Annotated in this window: 19 protein-coding genes, 1 pseudogene and 1 riboswitch; of the genes and pseudogenes, 9 read left to right on the forward strand and 11 right to left on the reverse strand. The window is 72.9% G+C overall.

Annotated elements, in window-relative coordinates:
- Positions 1 to 67 precede the first annotated feature (67 nt).
- Positions 68 to 703: a hypothetical protein gene (locus AB0I68_RS20940; protein ID WP_363178827.1), complete on the forward strand. Its 636-nt coding sequence runs from the start codon at positions 68 to 70 to the stop codon at positions 701 to 703.
- Between the two features lie 378 nt (positions 704 to 1081).
- On the forward strand, positions 1082 to 3022 hold the full coding sequence (locus tag AB0I68_RS20945) for an AAA family ATPase (RefSeq protein WP_363178828.1): 1941 nt from the start codon (positions 1082 to 1084) through the stop codon (positions 3020 to 3022).
- Positions 3023 to 3069: 47 nt separating this feature from the next.
- On the opposite strand, the gene AB0I68_RS20950 is transcribed toward AB0I68_RS20945, so the two are convergent.
- The 10 genes from AB0I68_RS20950 to ribD all read right to left on the reverse strand — a co-directional run bounded on the left by AB0I68_RS20950 (position 3070) and on the right by ribD (position 11852).
- Positions 3070 to 4143, reverse strand: coding sequence for a hemolysin family protein (locus AB0I68_RS20950; protein ID WP_363178829.1), 1074 nt, complete (start codon positions 4141 to 4143; stop codon positions 3070 to 3072).
- Complete coding sequence (locus AB0I68_RS20955) at positions 4140 to 5588, reverse strand: hemolysin family protein (RefSeq protein WP_363178830.1); 1449 nt, start codon at positions 5586 to 5588, stop codon at positions 4140 to 4142. The genes AB0I68_RS20950 and AB0I68_RS20955 overlap by 4 nt, the downstream gene beginning before the upstream one ends.
- 265 nt (positions 5589 to 5853) lie before the next feature.
- The gene (locus tag AB0I68_RS20960; protein ID WP_363178831.1) at positions 5854 to 6318 is read right to left on the reverse strand and encodes a PH domain-containing protein; all 465 of its coding nucleotides are present in this window, start codon (positions 6316 to 6318) and stop codon (positions 5854 to 5856) included.
- 53 nt (positions 6319 to 6371) lie between these two features.
- On the reverse strand, positions 6372 to 7220 hold the full coding sequence (hisG, locus tag AB0I68_RS20965) for an ATP phosphoribosyltransferase (RefSeq protein WP_363178832.1): 849 nt from the start codon (positions 7218 to 7220) through the stop codon (positions 6372 to 6374).
- 78 nt (positions 7221 to 7298) lie between these two features.
- Positions 7299 to 7580 carry a phosphoribosyl-ATP diphosphatase gene (locus AB0I68_RS20970; protein ID WP_363178833.1) on the reverse strand — a complete coding sequence of 94 codons (282 nt, stop codon included), beginning with the start codon at positions 7578 to 7580 and terminating at the stop codon, positions 7299 to 7301.
- Positions 7581 to 7615: 35 nt separating this feature from the next.
- Positions 7616 to 8101, reverse strand: coding sequence for a 6,7-dimethyl-8-ribityllumazine synthase (gene ribH, locus AB0I68_RS20975; RefSeq protein ID WP_363178834.1), 486 nt, complete (start codon positions 8099 to 8101; stop codon positions 7616 to 7618).
- 81 nt (positions 8102 to 8182) lie between these two features.
- On the reverse strand, positions 8183 to 9481 hold the full coding sequence (locus AB0I68_RS20980; protein WP_363178835.1) for a bifunctional 3,4-dihydroxy-2-butanone-4-phosphate synthase/GTP cyclohydrolase II: 1299 nt from the start codon (positions 9479 to 9481) through the stop codon (positions 8183 to 8185).
- The gene (locus AB0I68_RS20985; protein ID WP_363178836.1) at positions 9478 to 10131 is read right to left on the reverse strand and encodes a nicotinamide mononucleotide transporter family protein; all 654 of its coding nucleotides are present in this window, start codon (positions 10129 to 10131) and stop codon (positions 9478 to 9480) included. The genes AB0I68_RS20980 and AB0I68_RS20985 overlap by 4 nt, the downstream gene beginning before the upstream one ends.
- Positions 10128 to 10766 (reverse strand): riboflavin synthase, encoded by a 639-nt coding sequence (locus AB0I68_RS20990; protein WP_363178837.1) that lies wholly within the window; start codon positions 10764 to 10766, stop codon positions 10128 to 10130. The genes AB0I68_RS20985 and AB0I68_RS20990 overlap by 4 nt, the downstream gene beginning before the upstream one ends.
- Entirely contained in the window at positions 10767 to 11852 is a 1086-nt protein-coding gene (ribD, locus tag AB0I68_RS20995; protein WP_363178938.1) for a bifunctional diaminohydroxyphosphoribosylaminopyrimidine deaminase/5-amino-6-(5-phosphoribosylamino)uracil reductase RibD, read from the reverse strand.
- A gap of 223 nt (positions 11853 to 12075) precedes the next feature.
- Positions 12076 to 12205: riboswitch (FMN riboswitch) on the reverse strand.
- A 278-nt stretch (positions 12206 to 12483) separates the two neighbouring features.
- Here ribD and AB0I68_RS21000 point away from each other — a divergent pair.
- The 4 genes and pseudogenes from AB0I68_RS21000 to AB0I68_RS21015 all read left to right on the forward strand — a co-directional run.
- Positions 12484 to 13160 (forward strand): annotated as a pseudogene (locus tag AB0I68_RS21000) (glycosyl hydrolase family 18 protein); the annotation flags it as partial.
- A 170-nt stretch (positions 13161 to 13330) separates the two neighbouring features.
- Positions 13331 to 14215, forward strand: a complete 885-nt coding sequence (locus tag AB0I68_RS21005; RefSeq protein ID WP_363178838.1) for an RNA polymerase sigma-70 factor — start codon at positions 13331 to 13333, stop codon at positions 14213 to 14215.
- Positions 14216 to 14269: 54 nt separating this feature from the next.
- On the forward strand, positions 14270 to 15037 hold the full coding sequence (locus tag AB0I68_RS21010; protein WP_363178840.1) for an NAD(P)H-binding protein: 768 nt from the start codon (positions 14270 to 14272) through the stop codon (positions 15035 to 15037).
- Positions 15038 to 15188: 151 nt separating this feature from the next.
- Complete coding sequence (locus AB0I68_RS21015) at positions 15189 to 16157, forward strand: CorA family divalent cation transporter (RefSeq protein WP_363178940.1); 969 nt, start codon at positions 15189 to 15191, stop codon at positions 16155 to 16157.
- A gap of 65 nt (positions 16158 to 16222) precedes the next feature.
- Here AB0I68_RS21015 and AB0I68_RS21020 read toward each other — a convergent pair whose 3' ends face one another.
- Positions 16223 to 17383 carry an ROK family transcriptional regulator gene (locus AB0I68_RS21020; RefSeq protein ID WP_363178941.1) on the reverse strand — a complete coding sequence of 387 codons (1161 nt, stop codon included), beginning with the start codon at positions 17381 to 17383 and terminating at the stop codon, positions 16223 to 16225.
- Between the two features lie 56 nt (positions 17384 to 17439).
- On the opposite strand from AB0I68_RS21020, the gene AB0I68_RS21025 reads away from it, so the two are divergent.
- The 3 genes from AB0I68_RS21025 to AB0I68_RS21035 all read left to right on the forward strand — a co-directional run bounded on the left by AB0I68_RS21025 (position 17440) and on the right by AB0I68_RS21035 (position 20348).
- Positions 17440 to 18654, forward strand: coding sequence for an MFS transporter (locus AB0I68_RS21025; RefSeq protein ID WP_363178841.1), 1215 nt, complete (start codon positions 17440 to 17442; stop codon positions 18652 to 18654).
- Between the two features lie 341 nt (positions 18655 to 18995).
- A complete protein-coding gene (locus tag AB0I68_RS21030; RefSeq protein ID WP_363178942.1) occupies positions 18996 to 19637 on the forward strand; it encodes a DUF5995 family protein in 642 nt (213 codons plus the stop codon).
- A gap of 126 nt (positions 19638 to 19763) precedes the next feature.
- Positions 19764 to 20348, forward strand: coding sequence for a hypothetical protein (locus AB0I68_RS21035; RefSeq protein WP_363178842.1), 585 nt, complete (start codon positions 19764 to 19766; stop codon positions 20346 to 20348).
- Positions 20349 to 20415 lie beyond the last annotated feature (67 nt).

Below are 20415 nucleotides of genomic sequence, written 5' to 3' on the forward strand. Positions count from 1 at the left end.
GGGCCGGGTCGGCCAGGGCCCGCGGGCTTGTCCCCCACCCTCCCTCCACCTGCCATACGCTGGCCGCGTGGAGCCTCAGCAGTCACTTCAGTCACTCGCGCGCGAACTCGCCACCCTGCCGCCCTCCCTCGGCCCCGTCCGGCTGATCGGCATCGACGGGCACGCCGGGTCCGGGAAGAGCACGTTCGCCGGACGGCTCGCCGAGGCGCTGGGCGGGGTGCCGGTGCTGCACCTGGACGACGTGGCCACCCACGAGGAGCTGTTCGGCTGGCCGGAGCGGCTGTGCGCACAGGTGCTGGAACCGCTGGCCGCCGGGCGGGCCGCCCACTGGGCGCCGTACGACTGGGTGGAGCGCCGGTTCGGCCCGGAGCGGGTGCTGGAGCCGGTGCCGGTGCTGCTCGTCGAGGGGGTCGGGGCCGGGCGGCGGGCGCTGCGCCCGTATCTGGCGTGGCTGCTGTGGATGGAGACACCGCGCGCGCAGTCCTGGGGGCGCGGGCGAAACCGGGACGGGCGTGAACTTTCCGACTTCTGGGACGGATGGGAGCGAGCGGAGCGCGCGCACTTCTCGGATGATCCTTCGCGCCCCTTCGCCGACACTTTGGTACGCCAGAGTGGTACGGGATACGAGTGGTCTTCAGTGACGGATGCGACCGCCGGAAGGGCCGCTTCCGTCACGGAAGGTGACGGACTCCCCCGGGCCTGAGCCGCGCCGTAAAACCGCTTGCGCGGGCCTGCACCGACTTGCTTGACCTGGGCCCCGCACCGGCCTTACGTTCTGAATGCGCGGTCTTTCCAGGCCGCAGCGGACGCGAAGCCCCCGATTGTTCCCCCGTGATCGGGGGCTTCGTTCTGCCCCCACCCGGCTTCACACCGGCGCCACAGGGGCCCCGCCTCCCCGAAATCTTCACCCTGCGTCACCTTGCACGCCTGAGGCAAGCCGCCGACCGGTGCCCGCCGCACCCTACGTATGGTGCGTAGCCGCAGGTACGATGCATCCCTGATTTCATCGGCGCAGTGGACAACTCGCGGGCGCGACGCGGGGGTTGCTGTGCACCACGGGGGCAGGCTTGTGGGGGATGTGATGGATTTCGCCGCGCCGGGCACGCACGCCCCGGCCGAACTCGCCTGGCTGCGCGGGGTGGACGCCTGCACCATGGGCGCCTATCCGCAGGCCGAGGAGGAGTTCCGGACGGCCGTACGACTGGATCCCTCGATGGCCGACGCGTGGCTGGGCCTGCACGCGCTCCGGGTGGACACCACGAACGCCTTATTGCGCATGTACGCCCACCGCGACCGCTTCGGCGAGCAGCGGGCCCGCCACCGGCGGACGCTGAACTCCTGGTACTGGCTCGGCTGGTGGGTGCAGCCCGTGCTGGAGAGCCGGCGCGACCTCCTGCTGGCCCACGCCTCGCACTGGCTGGACGGCCGGCACGTCCCCGAGCTGGACCAGGCGCTGGCCGCGCTGCCGCCGGTGGACACCGATACGCAGGTGCGGTTCCTGCACGCCTGCCGGGCCTACCTGGTCAAGGACTGGGAGCAGCTGGTGCGGCACACCGAGCCGCTGGTGGGCGATCCGCTGCTGGGCATCGAGGCGGGCCTGTTCGGCGGGATGGCCCGGGTCCGGCTGGAGATGTACGGGCAGGCCGAGCCGATGCTGTCGGCGGCGCTGATGCGCTGCCGCAGCGAGCAGCCGCAGCGCAAGGAGCTGCGGTACTGGCTGGCCCGGGCGCACGAGGGGACCGGGCGCAGCGCGGCGGCGCTGCCGCTGTACCGGGCGGTGCACCGGGTGGACCCGGCGTTCATGGACACGGCGGCCCGGCTGACGGCGATCGAGGACAGCGACTACGTCGACGGAGCGGACGGGTACGCGGGGTACGCCGCGGCCGGCTACGAGGGGTACGGCGGCCATGATCTGTCCCCGGTCGGCGGGGATTTCGCGGCGGTGGCCCTCGGCGGCGGGCCCGTCCAGGACATCACGGCGGACGGGCAGGTGGAGCCGGACCCGCTGGTCGCACCGGAGCCGGATCCGCGGTTCGGGGCTCCGGGCACGGACCGGGTGGAAGGCGTACGCCGCAAGGTGGCGGTCCCGCCGCAGACCGCGCCCGGGGGACTGCCGGCCGGGCCGTCCGATCCGGCGATGCTCGCCGAGGCGCTCGCGGAGCTCGAGCGGATGGTGGGCCTGGAGCCGGTGAAGCGGCAGGTGAAGGCGCTCTCGGCGCAGCTGCACATGGCCCGGCTGCGGGCCGGGCAGGGTCTGCCGGTACAGCCCCCGAAGCGGCATTTCGTGTTCTCCGGGCCCTCGGGCACGGGCAAGACGACCGTGGCGCGGATCCTGGGCCGGGTCTTCTACGCGCTCGGACTGCTCGGCGGGGACCATCTGGTGGAGGCCCAACGGGCCGATCTGGTGGGCGAGTTCCTCGGGCAGACCGCCGTGAAGGCGAATGAGCTGATCGATTCCGCGATCGGCGGGGTGCTGTTCGTGGACGAGGCGTACAGCCTCTCCAACACCGGATACAGCAAGGGCGATGCGTACGGGGACGAGGCGCTCCAGGTGCTGCTGAAGCGGGCCGAGGACAACCGGGACCACCTGGTGGTGATCCTGGCGGGCTATCCGGCCGGGATGGACCGGCTGCTGGCCGCCAATCCGGGGCTGTCCTCGCGGTTCACCACCCGGGTGGACTTCCCCAGCTACCGGCCGCTGGAACTGACCGCGATCGGCGGGGTGCTGGCGGACGCGAACGGGGACTGCTGGGACGAGGAGGCCCTCGATGAGCTGCGCAGCATCAGCGGGCACGTGGTGGAGCAGGGCTGGATCGACGAGTTGGGCAACGGCCGCTTCCTGCGCACCCTGTACGAGAAGAGCTGCGCGTACCGGGATCTGCGGCTGGCGGGGTTCCCCGGCGAGCCCTCCCGGGACGACCTGGCGACGCTGCGGCTGCCCGACCTGATGCAGGCGTACGGGGAGGTCCTGTCGGGCCGGGGCCCGCAGGACCGCGACCGCCCGGAGCCGCCGCCGCTGTAGCCGTGGCCCTGCGGGGGCTTCGCTCCCGCAGGGCCACGGCGGCGGAATCAGCCGATCAGGGCGCCCTCCGGGCGGGGGCCGGGCCGACGGGCCGGGATGCGGTGCGCGGGGTCGCGTACCTCGCCCACCAGCATCTCCAGGACGTCCTCCAGGGCGACGAGGCCCAGCACCCGTCCGGCCGGGTCGGCGACCTGGGCCAGATGGGTGGCGTCGCGGCGCATGACGCTGAGCGCGTCGTCCAGCGGGAGGGTGGCGGACAGGGTGGTCATGCGGCGCCAGACCCGCTGGGGCACGGCCCGCTCCCGGTCCTCGAGGTCCAGCACGTCCTTGACGTGCAGGTAGCCCATGAAGGCGCCGTTCTCGGAGCGGACGGGGAAGCGGGAGTAGCCGGTGCGGACCGTCAGCTGCTCGATCTGCCGCGGGGTCGCCGAGGGGCCGACCGTGACGAGCCGGTCCCGGGCGAGCAGGACGTCGGTGACCGGGCGGCTGCCCAGTTCCAGGGCGTCCTCCAGGCGCTCCTGCTCGCTCGGCTCGAGGAGCCCGGCCTGCCGGGAGTCCTCGACGAGCCGGCCGAGCTGGGCGCTGGTGTAGACGGCCTCGACCTCGTCCTTGGGCTCCACCTTGAAGAGGCGGAGCACCAGGTGCGCGCAGGAGCCCAGCGCGGTGGTGACGGGGCCGCACAGCCGGGCGAAGGCCACCAGGCCCGGGCTGAACCAGAGTGCGGTCTTCTCCGGCGCGGCCATGGCGAGGTTCTTGGGCACCATCTCACCGATGACCAGGTGCAGGAAGACGACGGCGGCGAGCGCCACCGCGTAGCCCAGCGGGTGGATCATGCCCTGCGGGAGGTGCGCCGCGTGGAAGAGCGGCTCCAGCAGGCGGGCCATCGTCGGCTCGGCGACCGCGCCCAGGGTCAGGGAGCAGACGGTGATGCCGAACTGGGCCGCCGCCATCATCCGCGGCAGGTTCTCCAGGCCGTGCAGCACCTGCCGGGCGCGCTTGGACGTGGCGGCCTGCGGCTCGATCTGGCTGCGTCGCACGGACACGAGGGCGAACTCGGCGCCCACGAAGAACCCGTTGGCGAGGACCAGCAGCAGGGCGAAGAGCAGTTGCAGGGCGTTCATCGGACGGCCGCCTCCCTCTCGGCCGGGTGCCCGGCGGCGGGGCCGGGCTCGGGGGACGCCGGCCGCCGTGCGGGCGAGGCCGCGGCCGGGCGGGCAGCGGGGGCGGGCTGGATGGTCGGGGCGGGGTGGGGGGCCGGGAGCAGCCGCACCAGCCGGACCCGCTCGGCGCGGTAGCGGCCGACCTGGCGGACGGACAGCTTCCAGCCGGGCAGTTCGGCGCGGTCGCCGGGGGCGGGGATCCGGCCGAGCAGGTCGGCGACGAGGCCGGCGACGGTCTCGTACGGGCCTTCGGGCACCTCGAGGCCTATCCGGCGCAGGGTCTGCACCCGGCAGCTGCCGTCGGCCTCCCAGGAGGGCCGGCCGTCCTCGGCGGGCACCGCGGCCAGTTCGGGGCCGTCGTCCTCGGCGAGGTCGTGCTCGTCGCGGACCTCGCCGACGAGCTCCTCCACGATGTCCTCCAGGGTGACCACCCCGGCGGTGCCGCCGTACTCGTCGACGACCACGGCCATCGGCTGCTCGCTGCGCAGCCGCTCCAGCAGCGGCTGCACCGGCAGCGAGCCGGGCACCAGCAGCGGGGCGACGCAGATCCGGCTCACGGTGGTGCGGGCGCGCTCGGACTCGGGCACGGCGAGGGCGTCCTTGAGGTGGACGACACCGGTGACCTCGTCGATGCGCTCCCGGTAGACCGGGAACCGGGACAGCCCGGTGGCGCGGGTCAGGTTGAGCACGTCGGCCGCGGTGGCCGTGTGCTGGAGGGCGCTGACCTTCACCCGGGGGGTCATGACGTGCTGGGCCGTGAGCTCGCCCAGCGAGAGGGTCCGTACGAAGAGGTCGGCGGTGTCCTGTTCGAGGGCGCCGGCCTGGGCCGAATGGCGGACCAGGGAGACCAGTTCGCCGGGGGTGCGGGCGGAGGCCGTCTCGTCGGCCGGTTCCACGCCGAGCGCCCGCACGAGGCGGTTGGCGACGGCGTTGAGGCCGGCGATGACCGGCCGGAAGGCGCGGGAGAAGACCTGCTGCGGGCCGGCCACGAACCGGGCCACCTGCAGCGGCCGGGAGACCGCCCAGTTCTTCGGGACGAGCTCGCCGACGACCATCTGGACGGCGGAGGCGAGCAGCATGCCGGTGAACACGGCGACGCCGGAAACGGCTCCCGCGGGCAGGCCGGTCGCCGCGAGCGGCCCGTCCAGCAGTCCGGCGAGGGCCGGTTCGGCGAGCATGCCGACCACGAGGGAGGTGATGGTGATGCCGAGCTGGGTGCCGGAGAGCTGGAAGGACAGCTCCCGCAGGGCCTCGACCACCGTGCGGGCACGGCGGTCGCCGTCGGCTGCGGCGCGTTCGGCCTCGGGTCGTTCCACGGTGACGAGGCCGAACTCGGCCGCCACGAAGAAGCCGTTGGCGAGGATCAGGGCGAATGCCGCCACAAGCAGGAGTAGCGGGATGGTCATGCCGCCGCCTCCGTGGGGAGGGCGGCGCGGGTACTACCGGACGATCCGTCCATTGCTGGAGGGAGTCACTCCTCAAGTCGCAGTTGCCCCCGGACCTCGGGGTCCCGGGGCCGGTGGGAGGGCGCACGGGTGCGCCCCGCCACCAGGGTAGTCACTGAGATCGCCGCCGCAATGGGACGCAGCGGTCGGCTGCGGCTCCGGTGCTTCGCCCGAGAGCCGTCCAAGGCCTGCCCGAGGCCCGTTCGAGGCCCGCGCGGCGGCCGACTCAGTGGTCGTGCGGCCCGGTTCCCCGGGCTTCGGCGAGCGCGCGCAGGGCGCGGGCGTCGCCGATGGCCTGCTGCTTCGCCACGCCGGGCTGGATGCCGAGGGCGGGCAGGCTCGTACCGTCGCTGAGGTCCAGGAACACCCACGGGTCGCCCGGGCGGAGGTTGACGCGCAGGATCTGCGCCCACTCCAGGCGGCGGGTGTTGGTCAGGTTCACCACGGTGACGCCCGCCTCGTCCGCGACCACCTTGGGGCGGCTGAGCAGGACGAGTACGCAGGACAGCAGGACGGCGGTGAAGATGAAGCTCATCCGCTCCCCCGGGCCGAGGTTCTCCAGCAGGAGGGCGATCGCCGTGATGGTGGCAAACATGGCGAGCCCGGCGCCCAGCAGGACGGCCCGGGTACGGGTCGGCCGGAAGGTGACCGGCAGGGCGGGCGGTGCGGGCTGGGCGGCGGACTCGGCCATGATGCTGGTGATGCCTTCTGCGGGGGGACGTACGGATCGGGGGAGCGTACGGGTCAGAGACGGCAGGCGTGGATCGAGGTGGTGAGGATCGCGCGCGCGCCGAGCTCGTACAGGTCGTCCATGATCCGCTGCGCCTCCTTGGCCGGGACCATCGCGCGGACGGCGACCCAGCCCTCGTTGTGCAGCGGGGAGACGGTCGGCGACTCCAGGCCCGGGGTGAGGGCGACGGCCCGCTCCAGGTGCTCGGCGCGGCAGTCGTAGTCCATCATCACGTAGCTGCGGGCCACCAGGACGCCCTGGAGGCGGCGCAGGAACTGCTGGGCCTGCGGGTTGTCGGCGGAGGTGCCGTTGCCGCGGATGACCACGGCCTCGGAGGTGAGGATCGGCTCGCCGATGACCTCCAGGCCGGCGTTGCGCAGGCTGGTGCCGGTCTCGACGACGTCCGCGATGATCTGGGCGACGCCGAGCTGGATGGCGGTCTCGACCGCGCCGTCCAGGTGCACGACGGAGGCGTCGATGCCCTTCTCGGCGAGGTGCTTGGCGACGATTCCCTCGTACGAGGTCGCGATCGTCATCCCGTGGAAGTCCTCGGGGCCGTTCGCGGTGCCGGGCTTGGTGGCATAGCGGAAGGTGGAGCGGCCGAAGTTCAGCGGGAGGATCTCCTCCGCGCTGGCGCCGGAGTCGAGCAGCAGGTCACGGCCGGTGATGCCGATGTCGAGCTTGCCCGAGGAGACGTAGATCGCGATGTCCTTGGGGCGGAGGTAGAAGAACTCCACCCCGTTCTCGGGGTCGACGACCACGAGCTCCTTGGACTCCTTGCGCTGGCGGTAGCCGGCCTCATGCAGCATCGCCGACGCCGGTCCGGAGAGTGAACCCTTGTTGGGGACGGCGATGCGCAGCATGGGGCTTCCTTCAGTGCGTGGGTGGCGATGGGTGTGGGTGGTGCGGGGGACCTGCGGGGACCCGCGTGGGGCTCCGGCCTAGAGGTGCGCGTAGACGTCGTCGAGGGAGATCCCGCGCGCGACCATCATCACCTGGACGTGGTACAGCAGCTGGGAGATCTCCTCGGCGGCGGCTTCCTTGCTCTCGTACTCGGCGGCCATCCAGACCTCGGCGGCCTCCTCGACGACCTTCTTGCCGATGGCATGGACGCCCTTGCCGACGAGCTCGGCGGTACGGGAGGAGCTGGGGTCGCCGTTGGCGGCCTTGAGCTGGAGCTCGGTGAAGAGCTCTTCGAAGCTCTTGAGGGATTCGTTCGCCATGATGGTCCTCAGAATACGGGGTCCCCCGCCGCCACTCAGCGCCAGGGTTCGCTGACGGACCGCAAGGTCGCAGCGGTGGAGACGGCGGCGATGACCGCTTCGTGCCCCTTGTCCTCGTTCGACCCCTCGAGCCCGGCACGGTCCAGCGCCTGCTCGTCGTTGTCGCACGTCAGGACGCCGAAGCCGATGGGGACTCCGGTGTCGATCGACACCTGTACCAGGCCCTGGGTGACGCCCTGGCAGACGTAGTCGAAGTGCGGGGTGCCGCCGCGGATGACGACTCCGAGGGCGACGATGGCATCGTAGCCGCGACCGGCCAGTACCTTCGCCACGACCGGGAGCTCGAAGCTCCCGGGGACGCGGAGGAGGGTGGGTTCGTCGATGCCCAACTCGTGCAGGGCCCGCAGGGCGCCGTCGACGAGCCCGTCCATGACCTTCTCGTGCCACTGGGCCGCGACGACGGCGACCCGGAGGTCTCCGCAGTTCCTGACACTCAGTTCGGGTGCGCCCTTGCCGCTCACAGCTGTGCTCCTCGGTGCTTCGTGGTCCGTGTTTCGTGGTGTGTGTACTGGTGCGTGCCGGCGTGTGCCGGTTGTCCGTGCCTACTGGTTGCCGCAGGCGGAGGTGGTCACGGCCTGCTCCAGCCAGGGCAGGTCGTGGCCCATCCGGTCCCGCTTGGTGCGCAGGTACCGCAGATTGTGCTCGCCGGCCTCCACGGGCATGGCCACCCGGTCGTTGACCGCGATGCCGTGGCGTACGAGGGCCGCGGACTTCTCGGGGTTGTTGGTCAGCAGCCGGACGCTCTTCACGCCGAGGTCGGCGAGGATCTGCGCGCCGGCCGCGTAGTCGCGGGCGTCGGCCGGCAGGCCGAGCTCCAGGTTGGCGTCCAGGGTGTCGCGGCCGCGCTCCTGGAGCTCGTACGCGCGCAGCTTGGACACCAGTCCGATGCCACGGCCCTCGTGGCCGCGCAGGTAGACGACCACACCGCGGCCCGCTTCCTTGATGCGGGCCATGGAGGCGTGCAGCTGGGGGCCGCAGTCGCAGCGCAGCGAGTGGAAGATGTCGCCGGTCAGGCACTCGGAGTGGACCCGGACCACGACGTCCGTGCCGTCGCCGATCTCGCCGTGGACGAGCGCGACGTGCTCGACGCCGTCGACGGTGGAGCGGTAGCCGTAGGCCGTGAAGTCGCCGTGGGCGGTCGGCAGGGTGACCTGGGCCTCGCGGCGCACGGTCGGCTCGGCGGAGCGTCGGTAGGCGATCAGGTCCTCGATGGAGATGATCGTCAGGCCGTGCTTGCGGGCGAACGGGATCAGCTCGGGCAGGCGCAGCATGATGCCGTCCTCGCCGGCGATCTCCACGATCGCGCCTACGGGGCGCAGGCCCGCGAGGCGGGCGAGGTCGACGGCGGCCTCGGTGTGGCCGTTGCGGACCAGGACGCCGCCGGGCTTGGCGCGCAGCGGGAACACGTGGCCGGGGCGCACGAAGTCGGAGGGCCCGCAGACGCCGTCGGCGAGCATCCGCAGCGTCGTGGAGCGGTCGGCGGCCGAGATGCCGGTGGAGACGCCGTGCGCGGCGCTCGCGTCGACGGAGACGGTGAACGCCGTCTTCATCGACTCGGTGTTGTTCTGGACCATCTGGGGCAGCTCGAGCCGCTCCAGTTCGGGGCCCTCCATGGGGGCGCAGATCAGGCCGCGGCACTCGCTCATCATGAACGCGACGATCTCGGGGGTGGCCTTCTCGGCGGCGATGACGAGGTCGCCCTCGTTCTCGCGGTCCTCGTCGTCGACGACGACGACCGGGCGGCCGGCCGCGATGTCGCGGATGGCCTGCTCGACGGGGTCGAGCCGGAAGGCGGTCTCGAGGACGGCGTCGATGTCGGGTACGGGCTTGAGGGTGGTCATGCCGTTGCTCCTTCCAGGGCCGGGGCGGGGGTGGTGCGCGAGCGCTGGTACCAGTCGTGGGCGCCCCACATGACGAGCGCGAAGTAGACGACGTAGACGAGGCCGGAGAAGGCCAGTCCGTTGGTGAAGGCGAGCGGGACGCCGACCAGGTCGACGAGGAGCCAGGCGAACCAGAACTCGACCAGGCCGCGGGCCTGGGCGACCATCGCGACGATCGTGCCGACGAAGATGTAGGCGTCGGCCCACGGGCTCCAGGACAGGTCCGGGAAGAGCGTGAACAGGCCGCCGACGGCGAGGGTGCCGAGGGCCGCTCCGGCGAGGAGCAACCCGCGCTCGGTCCAGGTGGCGGTGCGTACCGCGAGGGTGCCGTCCTGGGCCCGCTGCTTGCCGAGCTGCCAGGCGCGCCAGCCCCATGCGGCCACTCCGATGACGAGGAGCTGCTTGCCGACGCCGCCGGCGAGGTGCGCGGAGGCGTAGGCCGCTATGAGGATCAGGCCGGACAGGAGCTGGGCCGGCCAGGTCCATATGGAGCGGCGCCAGCCGAGGGCGAGGGCGGCCAGGCCCATCAGGTTGCCGATCATGTCGGACCAGATGACCTTCTGGCCGAAGACCGCGAAGGCCTCCGCGTTGAGCCAGGTCAGGGCGCTCACCGGTCGGTCCCCTTGCCGTCGTCGGAGGTCGCGGTCAGGGGGTTCACGCCGGCGGCCAGCAGGCGCTCGACGTACTTGGCGAGCACGTCGACCTCGAGGTTGACCGGGTCGCCGGGCTGCTTGATGCCGAGCGTGGTCAGCGCGAGGGTGGTGGGGATGAGGCTGATGGTGAAGTAGTCGGCGGCGGCCTCGACCACGGTGAGGCTGACGCCGTCCACGGTGATGGAGCCCTTCTCCACGACGTACCTCGAAAGGTGCTCCGGGAGCGCGACCTTGACGATCTCCCAGTGCTCGGAGGGCGTCCGGGAGAGGATCTCGCCGGTGCCGTCCACGTGCCCCTGGACCAGGTGTCCGCCGAGCCGTCCGCCGAGGGCCATCGGGCGCTCCAGGTTGACCCGGGAGCCCGCGTGGAGGGCGCCGAGGCTGGAGCGGGTGAGGGTCTCCTGCATGACGTCGGCGGTGAACTCGCCGTCGGCGGTCTCCACGACGGTGAGGCAGACGCCGTTGACGGCGATGGAGTCGCCGTGCTTGGCGCCGTCGGTGACGACGGGGCCGCGCAGGCGGAAGCGGGAGGCCTCCGAGAGCTGCTCGACGGCGGTGACCTCGCCCAGTTCTTCGACGATTCCGGTGAACACTCAGTGCTCCTTGGGGGCGGTGGTGGGGACGGCTTCGGGTACTGCGGTGATGCGGAGATCGGCGCCGACGCGGACGGCCTCGGTGATGGAGAGGCGCACCGCGTGCGCGATGTTCGTGATGCCGGCGTCGGCGAGGGCGGCGGGGCCGGAGCCGAGGAGCGCCGGGGCGAGGTAGCCGATGACGCGGTCGACGGCTCCGGCTGCGAGGAAGGCGCCCGCGAGGGTGGGGCCGCCTTCCAGGAAGACGGAGCGCACGCCGCGGGCGTACAGCCGGGTGAGCAGGTCGTGGACGGCGATGCGGCCGTCGTGCAGGGGCAGCCGGAGCAGCTCGACGCCCGGCAGGTGCCGGGTGTCGGCGCCCTCGCCGACGACGAGCAGGGTGGGCGCGGCGTCGTCGAGGATGCGGGCGGTCGGCAGGAGGCCGGCGCGGGTGTCGACGGCGACGCGGAGCGGCTGGGTGGCGGCAGTGGTGCCGGCGACGCCGCGAACTGCCAGGTGCGGGTCGTCCGCGCGCAGGGTGCCGCCGCCCACGAGGACGGCGTCGGCCTCGGCGCGCAGCCGGTGGACGTCGGCGCGGGACTCCGGGCCGGTGATCCAGCGGCTGGTGCCGTCCGCGGCGGCGCTGCGGCCGTCGAGGGTGGCCGCGTACTTCCAGGTCACGTGCGGGCGGCCGAGGCGTACGGAGGTGAGCCAGGCGGTGTTGCCCGCCGCGGCCTCGGCCTCCAGGAGCCCGCCCTCGGCCGTGATTCCGGCGCCGCGCAGGGTGGCGGCACCGCCGCTGGCCTGCTGGTTCGGGTCGGAGACGGCGTAGACCACGCGGGTGACGCCGGCCTCGATGAGGGCCTGGGCGCAGGGTCCCGTACGACCGGTGTGGTTGCAGGGTTCGAGGGTGACGTAGGCGGTGCCGCCGCGGGCGGCTCCGCCTGCCGCGCGCAGGGCGTGGACCTCGGCGTGCGGGCCGCCGGCCCGCTCGTGCCAGCCTTCGCCGACGACGGTGCCCGCGGCGTCGGTGATGACGCAGCCGACGACCGGGTTGGGGCTGGTGGAGCCGAGTCCGCGGGCGGCGAGCTCGATGGCGCGGCGCATGGCCTGCGCGTCGGCGTCGGCGTCGTGCGGTGCGTTCGCGGCGTGGTTCGCCACCGGGTCCTCCTGCCTCGATCGGGCACGGACTCCGGGGCCTGTCGGGATACGACAGATGAAGCGGTACAGCACACGCGGGGACGCCGAGGCCGAAATAACGGTCCGCCCGGACGTATCCGCAGGGATACGCCGATGAACCGCCGACGGCGGCGTACCGGTGACTGGCCCGCCGCGCACTGCCTCCCATCCGGACTTTCACCGTCGGTCCAGGAATTTCACCTGATCAACCGGCCGCTGGCTGCGGACGGGTCGCGGACTATACCGCCGGTTCGGAATTACACCGACCCCGGAGTGCGCTGCTTACTGGTACTGCTGCCAGTTTGCCACGGGTGATCGGCGGCCATGCGAGTGAGGGGCTGTGGCCTGGGTCACAAGCAGAGGATTCCACGCGACTCTGTCAAGTACGCCTGCGATTGGTCCAGACCTATTGACGAGCTGGTCTAGTCCTCTTAACGTTCCCTTCACCTTCCCCGGGAGACAGCCCGTCAGATGTGCGCACGTCACGGGCCAACACGCACCACTTCTCCGCCTGTTGTGTCCTTCGCGTCCCGCCATCCTCCCCTCCCCAGGAGGCACCATGCCGTCCCCCACACGCACGAGAGCGATGCTCCTGGCATCCGGCGCCGCAATCGCCGGATTGCTGCTGCCCGCACTGACGACGGGCTTTTCGCATGCGCCTGGGGGTCCACCCAGACGGAGTCCGCAGGAGAGAGCTGTCGCCCGGACGGGCTGTACGAGACCCCCGGTGTCGACGTCCCCTACTGCTCGGTCTACGACTCCGAGGGCCGCGAGAAGATGGGCTCCGACCACCAGCGCCGCGTCATCGGATATTTCACCGGCTGGCGGACCGGCAAGGACGGCACCCCCGCCTACCTCGCCAACAACGTCCCGTGGTCCAAGGTCACCCACCTGAACTACGCCTTCGCCCACGTGGGCGCCGACAACAAGATCTCGGTCGGCGCGGACAACGCGAACAACGCCGCCACCGGGATGACCTGGCCCGGTGTCGCGGGCGCCGAGATGGACCCGGCCCTTCCGTACAAGGGCCACTTCAATCTGCTGAACAAATTCAAGAAGCAGTACCCGAACGTCAAGACGCTGATCTCGGTCGGCGGCTGGGCCGAGACCGGCGGCTACTTCGGCGACGACGGCAACCGGGTCGCCTCCGGCGGCTTCTACTCGATGGCCACCAACGCCGACGGCTCGGTCAACCAGGCCGGCATCGACACCTTCGCGGACTCCTCCGTCGAGTTCGACGCAGAACGAGGAGCCCGGCACCACCGGCGACTGGGGCGTCTGGAAGGACCAGGGCGCCTGCTGACCTCGCGCCGGTGCCGTAGGTGAACGAACGTGAGGACCCGGTGGCCCGGCGGCCACCGGGTCCTCGCACGTGCTCCCGCAGGTCCCCCTCGTAGGCTGCTGCGGTGAGCACACAGGACGCCGCACGCATCGCGGACTTCGAGGAGCACCGGCCCCGCATGTTCGGCATCGCCTACCGCATGCTCGGATCCGCCGCCGAGGCCGAGGACACCGTCCAGGACGCCTGGCTGCGCTGGAGCTCCGGCGACCGCGACGACATCGAGCACCCCGGGGCCTGGCTCGCCAAGGCCGTCACCCACCTGTGCCTGAACCGCCTCGGCTCGGCGCGGGTGCGGCGCGAGGAGTACGTCGGCCCCTGGCTTCCGGAGCCGGTCCTCACCGGGGACGGGGCGCTCGGCCCGCTGGAGTCGGCGGAGCAGCGGGACAGCATCTCCATGGCGCTGCTGGTGCTGCTGGAACAGCTGACGCCGGTGGAGCGGGCGGTGTACGTGCTGCGCGAGGCCTTCGCGTACGGTCATCGCGAGATCGCCGGGCTGCTGGACCTGACCGAGGCCAACTGCCGGCAGCTCTACCGGCGGGCCGCGGGCCGGGTGGCCGCGCCGCGCCCCCGCTTCGCGCCGGATCCGGCGCAGTGGAAGAGCCTGGTGGAGACCTTCCTGACGGCGGCGCGGGACGGCGACCTGGCCCGGCTGGAGAGCATGCTGACCGCAGACGTGCAGTACGTGGCGGACGGCGGCGGGATCGTGGGCGCGGCCCGGCGGCCGATCCTGGGCCGGGACAAGGTGGCACGGTTCCTGGTGGGCGCACTGCGCAAGTACGCGACCGGCCTGCCGGTCTCCTTGGCGGAGGTCAACGGGGAGCCCGCCCTGCTCTTCGGCGGGACGGCGGTCCTGCAGGTGGAGATCGAGAACGGACTGGTCTGCGGGCTGCGGAGCGTGGTGAATCCGGAGAAGCTGGAATTTCTTCAGCGGCAGCTGTCACATTCCTGAGGGCTGTCCGGTCTCGGCTGGTGAACGCACCCCTTCAGGGAAGGAACGGACACCATGAGCACGATTCTCGTCACCGGAGGCACCGGAAACCTGGGCGCGCTGGTCGTCGCCCGGCTGCGGGCGGCGGGCCACGACGTACGGGTCCTGAGCCGGCGCGCGAAGGACTACCCGGTCGATCTGCGGGACGGCAGCGGGCTGGACGCGGCCATGGCGGGCGCGGAGGTGGTCGTGCACTGCGCGAGCACCCCGCGCGGCGGTGACGACGTGGCCGCCGGGCACCTGATCGAGGCGGCCCGGCGGGCCGGGACGGTCACGAACGTCCTCTACATCTCGATCGTCGGGGTGGATGTGGTGCCGTTCGGCTACTACACGGTGAAGCACGAGGTCGAGCGGATGCTTCAGGCGTCGGGGCTGGGCGTGACGATCCTGCGGACGACGCAGTTCCACGACCTGGTCGCCATGGCGGTGGACGCACTCGCGAAGGTGCCGGTGGTGCCGCTGCCGCTGCCGAAGGGGGTCCGGGTGCAGCCGATCGCCGTGGAGGAGGTCGCCGACCGGATGGCGGAACTCGCCGTCCCGACCCCGGCGGGCCGGGTCACGGACATGGGCGGCCCGGAGATCCACACCCTGGTGGAGCTGGGCCGGGAGTACCTGGCGGCGACCGGGCGGCGGCGCACGGTGTTCCCGCTGCCCCTGGCGGGAAAGGCGTACGCGGCCTTCCGCCGCGGCGGCAACCTGACCCCGTCCCACGCGGTCGGCCGCGCCACCTTCGCCGATTTCCTGACGGCCCGGGCCTCACAGGCCGCACAGGCCAGGAGCTGAGGCCGTCCGGGCGGGGGGCTGCGGCCGCCGCCACGTGGGAACCGTCACTGCGTTTGCACGAGACCGCATAAGCGACAGTATGGGACATACCGTCACGCTTGGTCCGCGGCATGATCCACGGTGAGGGGCGATGATCGTATCGGTGGTGTCCATGCCTGAGGGCGTCATGACGCGCACCCACGTGTCGGAGGCACGTGAGCGCCTCGCGGCTTCCCGCTTCCTGCTCGTGGACATGGAGCTGCCCGAGGAGACCGCGCCCGACGAGCAGCAGGTCGCCCACCTGCTCGGCCTGGAGGCCGAGGACGTGGAGTGGCTCGGCCGGGAGGGGGAATCCGCCCGGGTCGAGTTCCTCGGGGACAGCGCCGCGTTCGTCGTCCCCGCGTTCGAAGGGGGCCAGGCCGTTCACATCCACGCCCTGGTCACCGAGCGCGCCCTGGTCACGGTGCACCGCGGGCCGGCCGCCTTGGTGGAGAACCTCACCGCCCGGCTCCCGCACGAGAGGCCACCCGACACCGTGGCCATGCTGTTCCTGCTGCTGGACGAGGCCTTGGAGACGTATCGCCGGTCCGCCGTCCAGGCCCTTCTGGAGGTGGAGGACCTGGAAGACGAGATGTTCCGGCAGCGGCAGCCCGAGCACCTCTACCGCCTGGCACGGCTGCGCCGGACCGCAGCCCTGCTGCACCACACGCTCCTCCCCTACCACCAGTCGGCGGAGGAGGCCATGACGCGAAGGGCGTTGAACCGCAACTTCCCGGTGGAGCGCCAGCGGCTCGCCCGTGAGTACCAGCGCACTTCCAGGCTGGTACTGGCCGACATCGAGTCCCTCCAGGAGGCCGCCCGGCGGGCCTTCGGCACCTACTCGTCCCTGGTGTCCGGCGACCAGAACGGAGTGATCAACCGTCTCGCGATCGTGTCGACGATCTTTCTGCCGCTGAGCTTCCTGACGGGGTTCTTCGGCATGAACTTCGCCTATCTGACCGACGAGTTGGAGAGCGGGGCCGTCTTCTGGCTGCTCGCCGTGGGACTGAATGTGGTGTTCCTGGTCGCCGCGCTCTACGTACTGCACCGCACCCGCATCTGGCGGATCCTGCACGACGACGAAAACGTCGACGACGAGTAGGAGCGAGCCCGCGGGCGGCGGCATGGCCGCCGGGCGGAGGGCGTCGCCGTCCGGCCCGGTGCGCGTCAGGGGGCGAAGAGCTCCGACTGGGCGGCTTCGCGAGCGGCCAGGCGGGCGCCCGTGAGGACCGCCGGGTCGCCGAGGGCGGTGGCGCGGACCTCCATCGGCACCGGGGTCAGTGCGGTCAGCCGGCGGGCGACCGCGGCCGCCAGGGCGGCGCCGCCCGCGTGGCCGAGTTCGCCCGCCAGGACCAGGCACCCCGGGTCCAGGACCGCCGCGACGGCCGCCGCGCCCAGGGCGAGCCGCTGCGCCAGGTCATCGAGGAAGGTCTCGCCCGCGGCGCCCGCCACCGCCTCCTCCACCGGCCCGGTGTAGCCGTGCTCCGCAGCGAGCGCGGCCACCGCCTCCCGGCCGACCAGCGCGTGGAACCCGCCCGCACAGTCCGTCGCGGAGGGCAGCCGGCCCGTGCCCGGCACCGGGAGGAAGCCGATCTCCCCCGCGCCGCCGGAGGCCCCCCGGCGCAGCCGGCCGTCCAGGACCACCGCCGCACCGACGCCCGCGCCGAGCCACAGCAGCACGAACGAGTCCAGGTCCCGCGCGGCGCCGACCCGCTGTTCGGCGAGGGCCGCGAGGTTGGTCTCGTTCTCCACGACCACCGCGGCCGGCAGCCGCCGCTGGAGCGCCGCCACCAGGTCCCGGTGCCAGGACGGCAGTCCGACGATGCTGCGCAGCTCGCCGTCGGCCGGGGCCACCAGGCCCGGGGCGCCGACCACCACGGTGTGCAGCCGGTCCGCGCCGGCCTCGCGCGCGAGCGCCTCCAGCAGGTCCACGGCCTCGTCGACCGCGTCCACCGGGAGCGCGGCCCGGGCCAGCGGGCGGCCGAGCAGGTCCGCGACCACCGCGGTCGCGCTGTCCGTCCGTACGTCCAGGGCCGCCAGGTACGCGCGGCGGGCGACGATCCCGTACAGCCGGGCATTGGGACCGCGGCGCTGTTCGCCCGACTCCCCCACGACCTCGATCAGCCCGGCCTCGGCCAGCCGCTCGACCAGATCGGCGACCGAGGGGCGGGACAGGCCGGTCATCGCCTTGAGCTGAGTGGCGGTCAGCGGCCCCTCCTCCTGGAGGAGTCGCAGGGCGAGCCGGTCGTTGATGGCCCGGGCCGTGCTCGGCGACGCGGGCGACGGAGCGGCGGGGATCAGGGCCTTGGCAGGAGTCACGGCGCCCATTTTAGGTAGCTCCACGGCAATAACTATCAGGCAGGGTCCCTGATAGTTTAATTCCCATGACCGGGGAAACAGACCTCAGCCCGGCGCGCCTGCGCCGGGCCCGCTTCGCCATCGCCGCCGTCTTCTGCGCCCACGGGGCCGTCACCGGCTCCTTCGCCACCCGCATCCCCTGGATCCAGGACCACGCCCAGCTCAGCGCAGGCACCCTGGGCCTCGCCCTCGCCTTCCCCGCCCTGGGCGCGGCGCTCGCGATGCCGCTGGCCGGCCGGATCAACCACCGCTTCGGGGCCCGCGCCGCGCTGCGCGCGCTGCTGGCACTGTGGACCCTGTCCCTGATCCTGCCGAGCCTCGCCCCGAACCTGGCCACCCTGTGCTGCGCCCTCCTCGTCTACGGAGCCACCTCAGGGATGTCGGACGTGGCGATGAACGCGCTGGGCGTGGAGACCGAGAACCGGCTCGGCCGCTCGATCATGTCCTCGCTGCACGGCATGTGGAGCGCGGGCGCACTGCTGGGCTCGGCCGCGGGCATGATCGCCGCCCATGCCGGGGCCGACGCGCGGCTGCACCACCTGGTCGCCGCGCTCGCCCTGACGGCGGCCGGCCTGGTCGCCGTACGGGGAGTGCTGGATCTGCACAGCGCCGCGGAGGCCGAGGCGCCGCCGCATTTCGCGCGGCCCCCGAAATCCGCGCTGCTGATCGGCGCGATCGGGTTCTGCGCGGTCTTCGCGGAGGGGGCGAGCCTGGACTGGTCCGCGGTCTACCTGCGGGACGTCCTGGACACGGACGCCGGGCCCGCGGCCGCCTCCACCACCGCCTTCGCGCTCACCATGGCCGCCGCCCGGCTCGCCGGGGACCGGGTGGTGGACCGGTTCGGGCCGGTGCGCACGGTCCGGGCGGGCGGGGCGCTGGCCACCGCGGGCGGGCTGCTCGTGGTGACGGTCCGCCAGCCCGCCGCAGCGATGGCGGGCTTCGGGCTGATCGGGCTCGGCATCGCGGTGGTGGTCCCGCTGGCCTTCGCGGCGGCCGCGCGCAGCGGGCCGGCCCCGGCGCAGGCCATCGCCGGCGTCGCGACGATCACGTATGCCTCGGGGCTGATCGCGCCGTCGGCGATCGGCGTGGTGGCGGACGCGACCTCGCTCGTGATGTCCTTCGGGCTGGTCACCCTGCTCGCCTTCGCGCTGGTCGCGGGGGCTGCCGTACTGCGGCAGAAGCCGGTGGCCGCGGGGCCCGTGCCCGCAGGTCGGGACGAACCAGCAGGTATCCGGCCGTAATCAGGTATCCGGCCGCAATATGGCGTCGGCCCGTGCCCGAAGTGCCGCCGGTCGCGGCCGCGATCCCGGGCGGGTTGCCGGGCCGCATCACCGTGATCCTCTGCGGGACGATCGGCCTCCTCGGCGCCCAGATCCGGATCAACGGCGGGGTGGACCTGCGCAATCCGCTGAACCCGGTGCCGGCCGCGGCGGGCACCGTCATCGGCATCGGCATCGGCATCGGCATCGGCGGGGTGAACAGCCCGCGCGGGACACGCGTTCCCGAGCCGGGTTCGCCCGAACCGGCGAAGGACACGGCCAAGTTCCCCGGATCCGCTCCGCCGGCTGCGACGCTGCCTCCCATGGAAGCGGTGCTCGCGCGGATGCGCGCCATGGACGAGCGGCTCCCCGCGCAGGACGGCGTCGCCGTCTTCAACCGGGTGTACCTGACGGTGACGGAGACGCTCCACGCGCGCATCTCCCACGGGGAGTTCCCGGCGCCGCGGCGGGCGGAGGCGCTGAGCGTGCGGTTCGCGGAGCGGTACCTGACGGCGGTGGAGGCGGACCGGGCCCCGGCCTGCTGGCGGCCGCTGCTCCAGTACCGCCGCCACCCGGGGGTCCGGCCGCTCCAGCACGCGCTGGCCGGGATCAACGCGCACATCGGGCACGACCTGGCGCTCGCGGTGGTGGCCACGTGCCGGGCGCTGGACTGCGAACCGCGGGCCCTGGAGGCGGACTTCGACCGGGTCGGCGACACGCTGGTCTCCCTGGAGGAGCACATCCGGGAGGATCTGATGCCGGGCCCGGACCTGTTGGAGGTCGCGGACCCGCTGACGCACCTGCTCGGTTCGTGGAGCCTGGACCGGGCCCGGGGCGCCGCCTGGTCCGCGGCCCGCCTGCTGTGGACCCTGCGCCGCTCCCCCGAACTGGTGGAGGAGTTCACCGACTCCCTGGATGCGGGCGTGGGCCTGGTCGGCCGCTGCCTCCTGACCCCGACGGGCTGAGGGCCGGGGCCCGATGGTCCGGCCCCATGCCCCCATGCCCCATGCCCCATGCCCCCATGCCCCATTCCCCGCCGCCCCGCCGCCCCGCCGCCGGCGGGCGGATCGGCCGCGCCTAGGGTCGTGCGCATGACCAGCTTCGCCACGCACCGGCGCCGCGTGCACGACGTGTCCCGTCCGCCGTACCGGCGGCTCTCCGCCCTGCGGACCTGCCTGACGGAGTTCGCCCCGTACGGGCTGCGCGCGACCTATCACCACCTGTGCCGCAGCGCGGGAATCCCCTCGGACCTGGAGCGGGATCCGCAGGCGCTGGTGCGGGCAGTGGAGGAGCTGCACGGCGCCCGCCAGGTGTGGCTCGCCGAGTTCCTGCCCTGGCAGGAGCGCCGCCTGGCCCAGAAGGCCGCCGGTGTCCGCGTGGCCGTCCCGCCGGAGCCGTGGCGGCTCCTGTACTGCCCCGACCCGGAGTCCCACCCGGACCTGCCGCTGCCGGCCGCGGCGGCGCTCATCGCACGGGCGGCCGGTCCGTGGCCCCCGCAGGTCTGTCCCGTCTGCGCCGAGGACCGGGGCACCACCCGGTGGCGTACCGGACACTCCGTCGAGCGCCTCTGCGCCGGGTGCGGCGTCGGCCTCGGTTCCCGGCCCACGGGGCGGGAGGGAGCCGTACTGGCCGCCCGGGCGGAGCGGTGGAAGCTGATCTGGCGGCGCCGGGCATGAAAACGGGCCGCCGCCGCGCTGTGTACGCGGGGGCGGCCCGTGGTCACGGGGCCGGAGCGGCCGGGGG

Source organism: Streptomyces sp. NPDC050448, from assembly GCF_040655295.1.
In the GTDB taxonomy this organism is placed as follows: Bacteria; Actinomycetota; Actinomycetes; order Streptomycetales; family Streptomycetaceae; genus Streptomyces.

What these genes read in the sequence shown, in the direction of transcription:
- AB0I68_RS20945 (WP_363178828.1), top strand. Translation starts at nt 1,082, where the DNA reads ATGGATTTCGCCGCGCCGGGCACGCACGCCCCGGCCGAACTCGCCTGG.
- AB0I68_RS20950 (WP_363178829.1), bottom strand. Translation starts at nt 4,143, where the DNA reads ATGAACGCCCTGCAACTGCTCTTCGCCCTGCTGCTGGTCCTCGCCAAC.
- AB0I68_RS20955 (WP_363178830.1), bottom strand. Translation starts at nt 5,588, where the DNA reads ATGACCATCCCGCTACTCCTGCTTGTGGCGGCATTCGCCCTGATCCTC.
- AB0I68_RS20960 (WP_363178831.1), bottom strand. Translation starts at nt 6,318, where the DNA reads ATGGCCGAGTCCGCCGCCCAGCCCGCACCGCCCGCCCTGCCGGTCACC.
- hisG (WP_363178832.1), bottom strand. Translation starts at nt 7,220, where the DNA reads ATGCTGCGCATCGCCGTCCCCAACAAGGGTTCACTCTCCGGACCGGCG.
- AB0I68_RS20970 (WP_363178833.1), bottom strand. Translation starts at nt 7,580, where the DNA reads ATGGCGAACGAATCCCTCAAGAGCTTCGAAGAGCTCTTCACCGAGCTC.
- AB0I68_RS20980 (WP_363178835.1), bottom strand. Translation starts at nt 9,481, where the DNA reads ATGACCACCCTCAAGCCCGTACCCGACATCGACGCCGTCCTCGAGACC.
- ribD (WP_363178938.1), bottom strand. Translation starts at nt 11,852, where the DNA reads ATGCGCCGCGCCATCGAGCTCGCCGCCCGCGGACTCGGCTCCACCAGC.
- AB0I68_RS21010 (WP_363178840.1), top strand. Translation starts at nt 14,270, where the DNA reads ATGAGCACGATTCTCGTCACCGGAGGCACCGGAAACCTGGGCGCGCTG.
- AB0I68_RS21015 (WP_363178940.1), top strand. Translation starts at nt 15,189, where the DNA reads ATGCCTGAGGGCGTCATGACGCGCACCCACGTGTCGGAGGCACGTGAG.
- AB0I68_RS21020 (WP_363178941.1), bottom strand. Translation starts at nt 17,383, where the DNA reads ATGGGCGCCGTGACTCCTGCCAAGGCCCTGATCCCCGCCGCTCCGTCG.
- AB0I68_RS21025 (WP_363178841.1), top strand. Translation starts at nt 17,440, where the DNA reads ATGACCGGGGAAACAGACCTCAGCCCGGCGCGCCTGCGCCGGGCCCGC.
- AB0I68_RS21030 (WP_363178942.1), top strand. Translation starts at nt 18,996, where the DNA reads ATGGAAGCGGTGCTCGCGCGGATGCGCGCCATGGACGAGCGGCTCCCC.
- AB0I68_RS21035 (WP_363178842.1), top strand. Translation starts at nt 19,764, where the DNA reads ATGACCAGCTTCGCCACGCACCGGCGCCGCGTGCACGACGTGTCCCGT.